The organism is Streptococcus ilei (assembly GCF_000479335.1).
GTDB lineage: Bacteria > Bacillota > Bacilli > Lactobacillales > Streptococcaceae > Streptococcus > Streptococcus ilei.
This window is the reverse complement of the sequence record NC_022584.1, coordinates 978619-992673: the sequence shown is the minus strand read 5'-3', so window position 1 is coordinate 992673 and position 14055 is coordinate 978619. Positions and strand designations below refer to the sequence as shown.

At 41.5% G+C, this 14055-nt stretch carries 8 protein-coding genes; 7 read left to right on the top strand and 1 reads right to left on the bottom strand.

Annotated elements, in window-relative coordinates; genetic code table 11:
• Nucleotides 1-106 precede the first annotated feature (106 nt).
• The 7 genes from N596_RS04740 to N596_RS04710 all read left to right on the top strand — a co-directional run bounded on the left by N596_RS04740 (nucleotide 107) and on the right by N596_RS04710 (nucleotide 8811).
• Nucleotides 107-1588 (top strand): AcpB/EbpR/MafR family transcriptional regulator, encoded by a 1482-nt coding sequence (locus tag N596_RS04740; RefSeq protein ID WP_023027141.1) that lies wholly within the window; start codon nucleotides 107-109, stop codon nucleotides 1586-1588.
• Between the two features lie 104 nt (nucleotides 1589-1692).
• On the top strand, nucleotides 1693-3042 hold the full coding sequence (locus N596_RS04735) for a hemolysin family protein (protein WP_023027140.1): 1350 nt from the start codon (nucleotides 1693-1695) through the stop codon (nucleotides 3040-3042).
• A 111-nt stretch (nucleotides 3043-3153) separates the two neighbouring features.
• On the top strand, nucleotides 3154-4377 hold the full coding sequence (locus N596_RS04730) for a hypothetical protein (protein ID WP_023027139.1): 1224 nt from the start codon (nucleotides 3154-3156) through the stop codon (nucleotides 4375-4377).
• A gap of 271 nt (nucleotides 4378-4648) precedes the next feature.
• A complete protein-coding gene (locus tag N596_RS04725; RefSeq protein WP_023027138.1) occupies nucleotides 4649-5689 on the top strand; it encodes a hypothetical protein in 1041 nt (346 codons plus the stop codon).
• Nucleotides 5690-6115: 426 nt separating this feature from the next.
• Nucleotides 6116-7090, top strand: coding sequence for an ABC transporter substrate-binding protein (locus N596_RS04720; protein ID WP_023027137.1), 975 nt, complete (start codon nucleotides 6116-6118; stop codon nucleotides 7088-7090).
• A 10-nt stretch (nucleotides 7091-7100) separates the two neighbouring features.
• The gene (locus N596_RS04715; RefSeq protein ID WP_023024061.1) at nucleotides 7101-7994 is read left to right on the top strand and encodes an ABC transporter permease; all 894 of its coding nucleotides are present in this window, start codon (nucleotides 7101-7103) and stop codon (nucleotides 7992-7994) included.
• 13 nt (nucleotides 7995-8007) lie between these two features.
• Nucleotides 8008-8811: an ABC transporter ATP-binding protein gene (locus tag N596_RS04710; RefSeq protein WP_023027135.1), complete on the top strand. Its 804-nt coding sequence runs from the start codon at nucleotides 8008-8010 to the stop codon at nucleotides 8809-8811.
• A gap of 210 nt (nucleotides 8812-9021) precedes the next feature.
• Here N596_RS04710 and N596_RS09475 read toward each other — a convergent pair whose 3' ends face one another.
• Complete coding sequence (locus tag N596_RS09475) at nucleotides 9022-13908, bottom strand: glycosyl hydrolase family 95 catalytic domain-containing protein (protein WP_081698224.1); 4887 nt, start codon at nucleotides 13906-13908, stop codon at nucleotides 9022-9024.
• Nucleotides 13909-14055 lie beyond the last annotated feature (147 nt).

Below are 14055 nucleotides of genomic sequence, written 5' to 3'. Positions count from 1 at the left end.
TAAGAAAGGGTAAGCTAAGTACTTGAATCGTTAACTTTTACCTTTCCTTTAAGAAAATATGTTATAATGAATTAGTAATGATAGAAAATCAAGGAGTTTCTATAAGATGATAGAATTGCTTGCCAAAAAGCAGCGACGCCAAATGCGTTTGCTAGAAACATTAATTCGAGAGAAGCGCTGGTTTCATTTGAAGGAACTCGCAGAAATGTTAGATTGTACAGAACGGTCATTGAAGGAGGATCTTTCAAATTTACGAACGGTCTTTAAAGAGTTCTTGATTGAGTCTTCGACAAATGGCATTAAGATCAGCTATGATGATTCGGTTGGGATTGAGGTGGTCTACCATCACTTCTTTAAAGAATCTACAGCTTTCTCCCTCTTGGAATACTTGTTCTTCCATAAGGACGTTTCCAGTGACTTAATTTGTAGACGATATGATCTCAGTCAACAATCATTTTATCGCTTGATTCGAAACATTAACCAGATTATTCAGGAAAAGTACAATATTCGAATCACCTTGAATCCTCTAAATGTCGTGGGAGACGAAGTCGATATTCGCTTTTTCTATTCCCAATATTTTGCAGAGCGGTATTATTATTTAGAGTGGCCATTTCCAGATATCAGAGAACAAGTCATCATTGATTTCATCACCTTCTTCTATAAACTGACGGAAATCCCACTGACTTATTCGATCTTTCATTCTTATAAAATTATGCTGACGGTCTATCTTTACCGGATCAAGCAAGGGTATCGGATTGAAGGGGCCAATAATTTTGAACAATACGCCTATCTCTATCAAGAGCTCCCAAAAATCAATGAGATGCTTCGTTATTTTGGTTTGCAGCTGGGTGTAGAATTTAACGAAGAAATCATAGAACAGCTCTTTATTATCTTCCTACAGAAACGCTTCTATTTTACCCCACAGGATCTGATTGACTCCACTGAGGAAGATGCTGTTACAAAAAAATCCTATATTTTAGCCTCTCAATTTCTTGATCACCTGAGTGAATCTTATGGTTTAGAACTTGAGAATTATGAAGAGATGATTATGCATATTCACAACACCGCCTATTTGGAGCGGCGTGAAATCTTTGGTGAATTTCTTCTCTATGATACCAAGAGCTATACCAATGAGGATTATCGAACCCTCTTCCCTAAATTTTATCAGGATGTTGAAACAGGTTTGTATCACTATCTCAAAGAGATGGGCTTTCATGAAAATCCTGAAAACCTCAAGCATCAGATTTATACCGTATTTTCACATTGGGAAAATCTATTGCCTCAACTATTAAGGAGACGGACAGCTGTCAAGGTCTTAATCATTAGCCGATACGATGACCACCATGCCAAGTCCATGATTGATTTCTTAAAATTCTATTGTACGGATAACTTTGAGTTTTCACAGGTCATCAAGCATGACTTTAATCTTCATGAACTAGAGCATACCGAATATGATGTTATTGTTGCCAACTTTATGATTCCGAATATCAAAGGGAAAAAATTTATTTGTACAAGTAGTTTGACCCTTTTGGAACTTGTAGAAAAACTGAATGTACTCTTTTATGATTTCACACGTTATGGAGTATAACTGAGCCTTCCCTCCTCTTTTAGGAGGGAAATTTTTGCGACTATGCACCATTTCAAAAAATATGATATAATGGGCATTATTACTATACATTGAGGAGAATATCCATGGAAGACCCTGGCAGTCAGGATTTAATACTGCAATTTGTTTTACTATTTGTATTGACCTTATTAAATGCATTTTTCTCTGCAACGGAGATGTCGATGGTATCGCTGAACCGTTCTCGCGTAGAGCAAAAGGCTGAGGAAGGCGATAAAAAATATATTCGTCTCTTAAAGGTATTGGAAAATCCCAACCACTTTTTATCTACGATTCAGGTTGGTATTACCTTGATTACCATCTTGTCTGGGGCAAGCTTAGCTGATGATCTTGGGAAAGTAATCGCTTCTTGGATGGGAAATACGGAGACAGCACGTGCGATAGCTAGCTTCCTCTCACTGGCTTTTCTGACCTATATTTCGATTGTATTTGGTGAGTTATATCCGAAGCGTATTGCCATGAATCTGAAAGATAGCTTGGCTATTCGAACGGCTCCAATTGTGATTTTACTAGGAAAAATCGTTAGCCCCTTTGTCTGGCTCTTATCGGCATCAACCAATCTGGTCAGTCGTCTGACTCCTATGCAATTCGATGATGCAGACGAAGAGATGTCACGAGATGAGATTGCCTATATGCTGGCTAAGAGTGAAACAAGTCTGGATGCTGACGAGATTGAAATGTTGCAAGGAGTCTTTTCACTAGATGAGCTGATGGCGCGTGAGCTAATGGTTCCTCGTACGGATGCCTTTATGGTGGATATCCAAGATGATACCAGAGAAATCATCGAAAGCATCTTAAAACAGAATTTTTCTCGTATTCCTGTCTATGATGATGACAAGGACAATGTCATTGGTCTGATCCATACCAAACGTTTGCTTAATGAAGGTTTTGTGAATGGATTTGATAATATTGCTCTTCGCAAGATCCTTCAGGAACCGCTCTTTGTACCGGAAACAATCTTTGTAGATGATCTCTTGAAGGAGCTCCGGAATACACAAAATCAGATGGCCATTTTGCTGGATGAGTATGGAGGAATGGCTGGTCTGGTAACCTTGGAAGACCTTCTTGAGGAAATTGTCGGGGAAATCGATGATGAAACCGATAAGGCTGAGAATGATGTTTTTGAAATTGAGCCTAACCTCTATATTGTGCAGGGGATTGTGACTCTAAATGATTTCAATGAGTATTTTGATGTGAAGTTGGAAAGTGATGATGTGGATACCATTGCAGGCTACTACCTGACTGGTGTCGGACGGATTCCAGGTCACAAGGAACGCTTGAGTTTTGAAGTAGACAGTATGAAGAAGCATCTGATCCTTACAAACGATAAGGTAAAAAATGGTCGTGTCACCAAGGTGAAGGTTGAGGTCAGTGACCTAGTCGATGAAGATGAGCAAGCGACAAAAGGTCAAGAATAAGAACATCAAATCAGGGAGTTTCCCTGATTTTTTTATGCTCATTTTAGACGGATTTGCATCTCTCATGAAATTCCTTTATAATAAAATAAATAAAGGTAGAAGGAGATCACAATGAAACAAGAAGAATGGTTAGCAGAGTTTGAGAGGGTTCATGGTCGACCGGCCAATCAGGAGGAAATCCAACAGGCTTTTGGTACGTTTGGAAGTCCAGAAACACAAACGACACCGAATACGCCCGTAAACCCAATCCAATCTCCATTTGAAGGTGCAGCACCTGTTTCCAATCAAGGACAATTTGGAGGCCCTTTACCGTTTCCAGAACAAGCTAAATTTGGAGGAGCAGCGCCAGCCCCAGAACAAACCCAGTTCGGAGATGCAGCGCCAACTCCAGAGCAAACGCCATTTGGAGGAGCAGCGCCAACTTCAGAGCAAACACAGTTTGGAGGTGTGACGCCACCACCAGAACAAGCACAGTTCGGAGGTCCAGCTCCGGCCCAAGCCCCATTTGGAGGTGCAAGCCCAGCTCCAAATCAATTCCAAGGTGGAGCAAGTCAGTATCAACATCAAGAACAAGCTTTTGGGCAAGGTGGAACTCAGCCACAAGCTCCTGTTCAGGAGGCGGCTCAAACAGGAGCGCCCTTCGCATCTTATAACAACACTCAGATGCAGGGAGGCTACCCAAACAATGGGCAACTGAATTACCAGGCTAATTCTCCATATATGGGCCAAGCTCCAATACCAGGTAAGAAGTCTAAAAAAGGGCTGATTATTGGTTTATGTAGTCTTGTTGCTGTTGCAGTTTTATCTGTGCTTGCATTTTTCTTTTTTACTAAAAATCCAAATAGTATTCAAGGAAAATGGTCGGCTACTCCTGAAATGAAAAAGACAATGAAGTCTGCTTTTGCAGGCACTTTCTCTACTACATCAGATATTTCTAGTGAATTTGTAAAAGATATGGATATGATCGTAGAGGTAAAGGGGAAAAAAGTAACCATCAGTGTGATTGGTAAGATTGATTTCAAGGGAGCTGCAAAGGAACTCTATGATGATGGGGACAATGATTTTTACTCTGTTGAGGATGCCTTAGACTATATCCAAGAAAACAGTGAGAATTCCTATTTAGAGGATATGGGACTTGAAATCGATGTGAAAAAAGGCACTCTTAAAATGGTAGCCTTTGAAGGTGAGGTGGATGAAAAAGATCACCGATTCATTCAGGATGAAGATGCGAGTCATTTCCTTAAATACGATCTCAAGTATAAAATTGAAAATGGAACGCTGAAAGTTTCCGTGGATGGAAATGATTATGGAATTGAATACTCCTTTAAAAAATAAGATATTCGCTTATTTAGGCTCTTTGTCAACTGTAGTGGGTTGATGAAAAGTTATACCCTGGAGAGGACCAAATTGGTTCTCTCCTTTTTGATGTTCTTGTTTTCTACAACAAAATAGGCTCCATAATTCCTATGGTGATATTATCCACTACAGAAATTATAGAGCCATAAAATCAAGGTTTTTCCTGATTTTTATACTCATTTTAGTAGGGTTTGCTTCTCCTATGAATTTCCTTTATAATAAAATAAGTAAAGGTTAGAAGGTGATAGTCATGAAACCAGAAGAATGGTTAGCAGAGTTCGAGAGAGTCCATGGTCGACCGGCCAATCAGGAGGAAATCGAACAGGTTTTTGGTCAGTTTGAAAGTCCAGAAACACAAGCGACACAGGATACGCTGGTAAATCCAATTCAATCTCCATTTGAAGGTGCGACGCCATCACCAGAACAAGCACAGTTCGGAGGTCCAACTCCGACCCAAGCCCCATTTGGAGGTGCAAGTTCAGCTCCAAATCAATTCCAAGGTGCAACAAGTCCGTTTCAACAACAAGGACAAGCTTTTGGTCAAGGTGGAATCCAGCCACAAGCTCCTGTTCAGGAGTCGGCTCAAGAGGGAGCGCCCTTCACATCCTATACCAATGCTCAGATGCAGGGTGGCTATCCAAACAATGGGCAACTGAATTACCAGACTAATTCCTCATATATGGGCCAAGGTCCAATGCCAGTGAAGAAGTCTAAAAAAGGGCTTATTATTGGATTATGTAGTCTAGTTGCCGTTGCAGTTTTGTCTGTGCTTGCCTTTTTGTTATTTGCTAAAAATCCAAATAGTATTCAAGGGAAATGGTCAGCTACTCCTGAAGTGAAGAAAGAAATGACATCTGGTTTTAAAGAAAGTTTCACCTCGACTTTAGATATCTCTGGTGAATTTTTTAAAGATGTCGAAATGATTGTGGAAGTAGAGGGTAACAATGTAAAAATTTCTACATCAGGAAAAGTTGATTTTAAAGGAGCAGCAAAAAAACTCCTTGAAGGCGATAAAAGTTATTTAAATTCTGTGGAAAATGCATTGGAGTACATTGAGGAACGAAGCAAATGGGGTTACTTGAAGGAAATAGGAGTTGAAATTGATGTTAAAAAAGGAACCATAGATATGGTGTTATTTGAAGGCGAGTTATCTGAAAAAACTCATGAATTTCTTGTAGATAGTGGTGGAAACTTTGTAATGCAATACAATCTCAAATATAAATTGGTAAACGGAATCTTAACGGTTTATCAGAATGAAGAGGATGATTTTAAATTCACCTTTAAAAAATAAGATATTCGCTCATTTAGTGCCCTCATCGGGCACTTTTTTGTTTGGTAATGAAGAAAATATAAGATAATTAAAAAAATTCTGAATTTAGGCTTGACAGCCTGAAAAAATTTCGGTAAGATAGTCAACATAAAAAAACGAAAGCAGAATTTTATGAAAAACACGAACTCCACATTGTTGAATCAAAACTTTTACTTTAGCTACTTTAGATAGTGTTTGTAGACATGAACTCATGGATGCAAACGAAACGAGCAATTTGTTTGTATCTATGTGGCTAAGATTTTTGATTGTGGTCCATATAGATGATATCTAAATGGACGGCAATGCTGGCATACTTTTAAGTTTGTGAGGAATGATACCAACCGTTTAGAATCATCTAAACGGTTTTTTGTATGCTGTTTGAATGTTTTAGAGAAGGAGACATGTTTCATGAAAGTTGTAAAGAAGTTAATTGCCCCGGTTCTGGTAGTTGGTCTATTGATGACCTCTCTCTTGAGCCTCCATCACTTGAAGACCTCTAAGCATCAAAAGATTAAGATTGGGATTTCTCAGTATATTACCCATAAGTCTCTTGATACAACTCGAAAAGGCTTTGTGGAAGAGTTAGCAAAACAAGGCTATGTAGATGGAGAAGAGATTGAAATTGATTATCAAAATGCTCAAGGGGAGCAGAGAAATTTGAAAAACATTTCAAATCAATTATCACAGGAAAGTGACCTTGTGTTTGCCATTGCGACTCCATCGGCACAAAGTATTGCCAATACGAGCAAAAGAACCCCTGTAGTCTTTTCTGCAGTGACGGACCCTCTGGCTGCTAAGTTGGTCAAGAACTTGGATCGTCCTAGTGGCAATGTGACAGGAACGAGCGACCAATCTTCAGATGCCATTGCTACGCAAGTCGATCTGATTCAAAAGGTTTTGCCAACAGCTAAGACGATTGGGATCCTCTATACGCAAAGTGAACCCAACTCAGTCGTTCAAAAAGAGGAAGCCAAGAAGGTTCTTGAGGCTAAAGGCTACCGTGTCGTAGAGAAAACCATCTTAGACAGTAATAATGTGAAAGCAGCAGCGGACAGTTTGATGTCAGAGGTCGATCTAGTCTTTATTCCAACAGACAACATTATTTCCTCTACGATGGAAACGATCAAACAAGTTTCTTTAAAACACAAAGTTCCAGTCATTGGAGGTTCAATTGAAATGGCTCAAGTAGGAGGGCTCTATACCTATGGGACAGACTACACCGAGTTGGGTCGTCAATCTGCCCGGATGGCGATTCGTATCCTGAAAGGGGAAAAGGTAGCCGATCTGGCAGTGGAAGCCCCTAAGAATTTAGAATTATATGTCAACAAAGAGATGGCTAAGAAATTAGGAATTGATCTCTCTGGTATAAACGAAAAGAAATAGGAGATGGATGATGGATTTAGTATTATCAAGTTTATCTGAAGGTTTATTGTGGTCGATTATGGCCATTGGTATATTCTTAACATTCCGCATTTTAGATATAGCGGATATGACAGCAGAAGGGGCTTTCCCGCTTGGAGCGGCAGTCGTTGCATCCCAAATTCAAGCAGGTCAAAACCCATGGTTAGCGACCCTCTTTTCTATTTTTGCAGGGATGTTAGCAGGTCTAGTTTCTGGCCTCCTTCATACTAAGATGAAGATCCCCGCACTCTTAACAGGGATTGTGACCCTGACGGGTCTCTATTCGATCAATATTAAGATCATGGGAGGTGTTCCTAATTTATCCATTGGAGATTCAAGTACCATCTTCAAGTCTGTGATGGGGCTGGGTTTGTCCAATGAGGCTGCTGTCTTTGCTGTTAGTCTTTCTTGTTTGTTATTGGTCTGTCTGATTTTGACCCTCTTAATGAAAACTCAGATTGGCTTGGTTCTTCGTTCAACGGGTGACAATATCCCAATGAGTGAGGCCAATGGGGTGAATGTGGACACCATGAAGATTTTCGGTTATATGATTTCTAATGGACTGGTTGCATTGTGTGGGGCTCTCTTCGCTCAGACAGATGGCTTCTCAGACGTGACTTCTGGTACAGGGACCATCGTCGTAGGACTTAGCGCCGTTATTCTAGCAGAAGTCTTGATCCATGATTTGACCATTGGAGGACGCTTACTTTCGATTGGAGTGGGGGCAATTGTTTACCGCCTCATTATCCTCAATATCTATGAAATTCCAAACTTAGATCAAAACTTAGTCCGTTTGTTTAATGCTATTCTCTTGGCCTTGGTCTTGTTTGCACCAGAAGCCCAGAAACGTCTCAAGATTCGTGGATTAAAATTAACCAGCAACTAAAAGGAGAAGATAAATGGCAACATTGTTAAAAATCGAAGATATACATAAGACATTTGAAGCAGGAACAGTCAATGAAAACCATGTTCTCAAAGGCTTGGACCTGACAGTAGAAGAAGGAGATTTCATTTCCGTCATCGGAGGAAATGGAGCAGGGAAATCGACATTGATGAACATTCTGGCAGGTGGCTTGCAAGTGGACCAAGGAGATATCCTGTTAGAAGGAAAATCTATTAAGCAGACCAGTGTTCGGAAGCGTGCTAAGGAGATCGCCCGTGTTTTCCAGGATCCTAAGATGGGGACGGCTTCCCGCTTGACCATTGAAGAAAATATGGCCATTGCTAAAAAACGGGGAGCAAGACGGGGACTCAGTTGGGGGGTTAAAGAAAAAGACCGCGAAGAATTTAAAACGGCTTTGAAGGAACTCAATATTGGTTTGGAAAATCGCCTCAAAGTGGACACGCAATATTTATCAGGGGGACAACGGCAAGCTTTGACCTTGGTCATGGCTGCCTTGGTCAAACCAAAACTCTTGCTACTGGATGAACATACCTCAGCGCTCGATCCCAAGACCAGTGAAATGGTCATGGAATTGACGCAAAAGATCGTGGAAAGTCATGATTTGACAACCTTGATGATTACGCATGATATGAACCATGCCATCGCATATGGCAATCGTTTGATCATGCTCTACCAAGGCAAAATTGTGGTCGACGTTAAAGGGGAAGAAAAGAAGAACCTGACGGTTGAAGACTTGATGCGCCTTTTTCATCAGAATAGTGGTGAAACCTTGGTGAGTGACGAATTGGTTTTGGGATAAAATAAAGATAGTGGGACAGAAATCGGTCATTCGTTAGAATTCGATTTCGTCGTCCTACCTCCGCACAGTCGAGTAGGGCTGTAAAAGCTGATGAAATCAGCGTAGTAGAGGCCACTCAACCACTGCGTCTTGCTCGACAATCCAAAAACAATTGAGAGGCTAGGACTTTTGTCCCAGCCTCTTTGTATTGATGTTGTTAGCCACATTTAGCTAATCCTGTTTCTTTTTCTCTAGGAAGCTAGCTGCGAGAACAAGGTTAAGACCCGCTAAGAAGAGTAGGTATGAACTACTGTGTTCTGTATTCGTTCTTGGAAGTTGTCCTTGCGAAGTCTGATCTTGTTTAGAGGTTGGAACACTCATCAAAGCATCACTGGTATTCGTTGGACTAGGATGCTCTAAAAGAGGAGTATATTGTCCCTTGCTTCCAGAAAAAGCAGAATCCACTTTTTCAGGAAGACTTGAAATGAATGGTCCAGTTTCTAATTTTGTCTTATAGACAATAGCATAGGTTCCTAATTCTTGGACCATGAATTCAATCATGCCCTCTCGAAGTGTAAATTCTAATGGTTGGAGACCTTGATCAGGAGTCAAGACATAAAGTTGCTTCACTTCTCTGGATAGTGGAAGTCGAACCAATACACTTCCCTTCACTGGAACTGGATTTCCCTCTTTATCCCTCAGTTGAAGGTTGAAAGCATCGTAGGTCTTGCCGAAGAGACCTTGGTCAAGGACCTTTTGGATCTCTAAATGACTTTCTGTTCCAATCTCATTTTCTCCACTAATGACCTCTACCTTGCTGGCTTGGTCTTTCAGTACCCGAAGGACATATTCTGGTAGAGAAAGGATAGGTGCTTCTTGTCCAGCTGTGCCGATTGGATCAGTGTACTCAGGAAGGGTCACTACAGGTGCTTCTTCCTCTCCCAAACTTGTCACAAGAGAAGGTAAGAGAGAGACGACTGGACTAGTGATGGTTTTCCCTCGGATGGCATAGGCTGAGATGATCTGATCTTGTTTTTGATGAGCAGTTTCTGGGATTGGGAGTTCAATTTGCTGGTTTTTAATCGGCAACACTCGATTTCCATCTGATAGGGTGACGTGTTGGTCATCGGTTTTCTTGAGGAAAACAGGATCTTTTGTACCTGGGAATTGTACAGCAATAGCATCCCATTCTCCAGACGGAAGTGTGAGGGTAATGGTTTGATCGCCTGCTTGTATTGGGGCTAGGCTTGGAGTATCTAGGGATACGGTTGCTGGCTTCAATATGTCAAATGAATCCAGAGAAATCATCTTTCTACCATCTGGAGAGTTAGGATCCACTGTCAAGGTGAGAATATGATCTCCATTGCTTAAGTTTGTATACTCGCCAATCAATACATTCTTTTCATAGTCAGCACTGGAGTAAAAGTCCAAACTTGGCATTTCTTTTCCATCTAGGGTTACTAAGGCTTTTCCATAGTCAGAAGATTTTAAGCCGTAGATACGGATACCTGTACCAGTGAAAGGAATGATTGCCTTGGCCTCAGAATACTGAGATGGATCCACATTTTGGAGAGTCGCGTATTTTTCTGTCGTTTGATATAAGCCTGATTCATTCCAGTCTTTGAACAAAGAACCATAGTGGATACGAGGATCTCTGTCATCCATCTTTTCAACAGTCGCGCCTTGACCAGGATAGATTTTAAAATAATCCAAGGAAATTTTTGAGCGTTCATTCCCACGGTTTAAGTGCTCCTTCTTCACGGTCAGAGTTAGGAGGTGATCTCCATCAGGAAGTCCTGTAAAACGACCGATTAGAGCGCTTTTTTCCGTTTCTCCAGATGTGTAGAAATCCAGATTTCCCACTTTTTTTCCATCGATTTGGACTTCTGCTAGGCCCAATTCAGACGATTTGAGACCATAGATTTCAATTCCTCGTCCATTGAAAGAGATGCTAGCAGTTGCATCTTTGTCAGAGTAGCTATCAAGGGATAGGTCGGCGTATTTTTCAGTTCCTGCATACAAGTCAGCATCTTCCCAGTTATTGAAGGCAGGACCGTATTGAACACGAGGATCTCTATCGTCCATCAATTCGACAACTGGTTGGATTGATGCGGCTTCTGATGTTTGCCTTGAGCGCTCCCCAATCATAGCTTTAACGCTATAACTATAGCTATGAAGAGAATCAATGGAACGGTCAATGAAATGAGTGACATTGGTTAGGAATTCTTTGACAGAAGGAGCGTCGCTGCTTTCATCTTTGCTTTCTCGACGAATGATATAGTGAGTCGCATCTTTAACTGGATTGAAATCGAGTTCTGCTGTTACAGCATCTTTTCTCACGGCAGATAGGCGGGTGACCCTCTCTGGTAACTTTTCAAAGGTAACCTGATCCCCTTTTTGAGTGGCAATCTGAATCCGATTGCCTTTCAGAAGAGTTGGTTTGATTTCTTTCCCGTTAATCTTGACAATACTCGACTCGATGTCTGGATAATCGACGACTAAATCTCCACCTGCATGGGAAAGGAAAGCTAATGTCTCTAGATTCTTTTCTTTCCATTTCATGCTGACTTCAAAGTTGCCACGTGCCACGAGACCTGAAACTTGCCCGTCTTTCCAGGCATCTGGAAGGGCTGGTAATGGGGCAATGTAGCCAGTGTGGGATTGAAGGAGCATTTCTGCCATCCCGCTAGTGGCACCAAAGTTACCATCGATTTGGAAAGGCTCGTGGGTATCCCAGAGATTTTCTAGGGTTGAGGATTTGAGCTGTTCTGCCAATAAACGATGGGCACGATTTCCATCAAGCAGACGAGCCCAGAGGTTGATTTTATTGGCCTTAGACCAACCCGTTCCACCATCTCCACGGTGGTTTAAGGTTGCGCGTGCCGCCTCTAGGTATTCAGGCTGATCCTTGTCAAATAAAGTACCTGGGAAGAGACCAACCAGATGAGAAACGTGACGGTGGTGATTTTCAATGCCTTCATTCGTAAATTGAGGACTGTCTTCTTCGTACCATTCCTTGATGCGGCCATCTTGGTTGATATGAAGTGGTTTGAGCTTGTCAAATTTAGCCTTCACTTCGGTAACCAAGTCTTGGTCGACATTGAGATGATTGGCTGCTTCCATATAGTCGTGGAATAGTTGCCAAACCAGAGATTGGTCGAAGGTATTTCCAATCGTAATGGTTCCATGCTCTGGTGAATAGGATGGAGAAGATACCCAACGGTCACTAGATTTGTCGAAGTGCAAGAAGGAATTCCAGAACTTGGCTGTTTCCTTGAGCATTGGATAAATCTTTTCTTTGAGATAGGTTTCATCCTTGGTAAATTTGTAGTAGTCATAGACGTTCTGCATCATCCAAGCATTGGCAGCAGGAGACCAACCCCAGTAATAATTCCAACCTGGAGTTGTCCAGCCAAATGGTGTTGCCTGAGTATGAACCAGCCATCCGTTTTCTTGGCCTTCTTTAGACTCGATGCCGGCATATTCTTTAGCAGCGATACGACCATAGTAGCGCATGTCATCGATATAATTGACCATTGGCTTAGCCGTTTCTGCGAGATTACTCATATAGGCAGGCCAATAGTTCATTTGTAGATTGACATTGAGGTGGTAGTCAGCGTTCCAAGGTGGATTGTCTACAGCATTCCAGACACCTTGCAAGTTAGCAGGAAGGGCATCTGTCCGGTCACGAGAAGAGCTGATGAGGAGGTAACGGCCGTATTGGAAGAAGAGCTCTTCTAGTTCTTGTCCTTTTGTAGGATCATAGGTTTGGAGAGCTTCTTTTGTCGTTTGGCTAGACTTATTACCGCCAAGATTCAGTTGGACACGATTGAAGAGACGCTGGTAGTCCTCGATGTGGTCATGTTTCAGAGTTTCATAATCTTTTGCCTTGGCAGCTTCTACGATAGACTTAACAGTATTTTCTACATCAATATCCTTGCGGTAATTAGTTTTTGGATTTTGAGCATAATTAGTCTTGGCACTGAGTAAAAGGGTCGCATAGCTGGCTCCAGTGACAGTCAAATAGCCATCTTGGGCAGTGACTTGTCCGTCTGTCTTGATTCCAAGATAGGAGGCAAATTGAAGGCCATTGTCTTTGACAGTCCCCTTGAGCAAGATACCATTTGAATCGGTCATGACTGCCCCTTGTTTATAGTTCGAATATTCCCAAGAGTAGTCACCATTCGCAAGTAAATCCTCTGTCAAGCTATTCCAAAGGGTAAAATCGAGGGTCTTATCCCCTTTTTTACTCAAATGGGTCACAGTAACATCATCCGGATAGCTAGAGAAGGTTTCGCGTTTAAAGGTGGTTCCATCCTGGCTATAAGAAGTAGTTGTGATAGCTTCTGTAATATCTAAGTCACGGTGATAGTCGGTAACGTTCTCCAAACCTTTCTTTTGGTTGTTAAAGACCATAAAGATATCACCGAAAGATAAGTAGCGTCCGTATTGAGCGTTGTTTGGTCCTACTAGATTTTCTTCGGCTAACTGTTTCGCTTTTTGGCGGTCTCCAGCTTCAAGGGCCTTACGGATTTCTGCCAAAATCTTATAACGATCCTGATAGTTTCCTCCGTTGTAGTCGGTGCTATCTGGTTGTGGTCCTCCAGACCAAAGAGTTTTTTCGTTGTATTGGATTCTTTCTTCACCGATGAGTCCGAAAACCTTAGCCCCCATTTCCCCGTTCCCGACTGGAAGGGCTTGTTTTTCCCAACCATCATAGGTAGCAGCAGCAGGTTGATTGTAACTTAATTGATAATCTGTTTGTTTTGCCACAGGAGTCTCAACTTTCATCGTTTCCTTATCTTTATTCGTCTCAATCGAAGTAGTCGAATCGTCTGTATGATGACTTTCAACAGCTCTATCAGGAGTTGAGCTTCTTTCTTCAGAAATAGGAGCGATATGTGGATTCTCTGACTTGGATCCTCCAGTTCTGTCAGTCGGACTCTCTAGTGATGGGGCAGCTTCAAGGTGGTTGCTTTCGTTTTGACTTCCAACAATACTATCAGCATCTACCTGGTGTGAGCTGAGAAAAAATGCACCTAGTAAAACAGAAGCAGTGCCAACTGTTAGTTTGCGGATACTATAACGACAGGATGTTTCCCAAAATCTTTGGTCCATAGAACTCTCCTCTATTTTTTTGAGACCGCTTACATTATTGATTAAAGACAGTCCCTTCATATTTATTTCTATCATATCCAATTTAATAGGGAAACAGGAAAATGTCAATAGCATTTAGGTAAGATGCATATTTGAGAGTGTTATTTC

Excerpts from the sequence above, each read along its gene's own strand:
- N596_RS04720 (WP_023027137.1), top strand. The coding sequence starts at position 6,116 with ATGAAAGTTGTAAAGAAGTTAATTGCCCCGGTTCTGGTAGTTGGTCTA.
- N596_RS09475 (WP_081698224.1), bottom strand. The coding sequence starts at position 13,908 with ATGGACCAAAGATTTTGGGAAACATCCTGTCGTTATAGTATCCGCAAA.
- N596_RS04710 (WP_023027135.1), top strand. The coding sequence starts at position 8,008 with ATGGCAACATTGTTAAAAATCGAAGATATACATAAGACATTTGAAGCA.
- N596_RS04730 (WP_023027139.1), top strand. The coding sequence starts at position 3,154 with ATGAAACAAGAAGAATGGTTAGCAGAGTTTGAGAGGGTTCATGGTCGA.
- N596_RS04715 (WP_023024061.1), top strand. The coding sequence starts at position 7,101 with ATGGATTTAGTATTATCAAGTTTATCTGAAGGTTTATTGTGGTCGATT.
- N596_RS04725 (WP_023027138.1), top strand. The coding sequence starts at position 4,649 with ATGAAACCAGAAGAATGGTTAGCAGAGTTCGAGAGAGTCCATGGTCGA.
- N596_RS04735 (WP_023027140.1), top strand. The coding sequence starts at position 1,693 with ATGGAAGACCCTGGCAGTCAGGATTTAATACTGCAATTTGTTTTACTA.
- N596_RS04740 (WP_023027141.1), top strand. The coding sequence starts at position 107 with ATGATAGAATTGCTTGCCAAAAAGCAGCGACGCCAAATGCGTTTGCTA.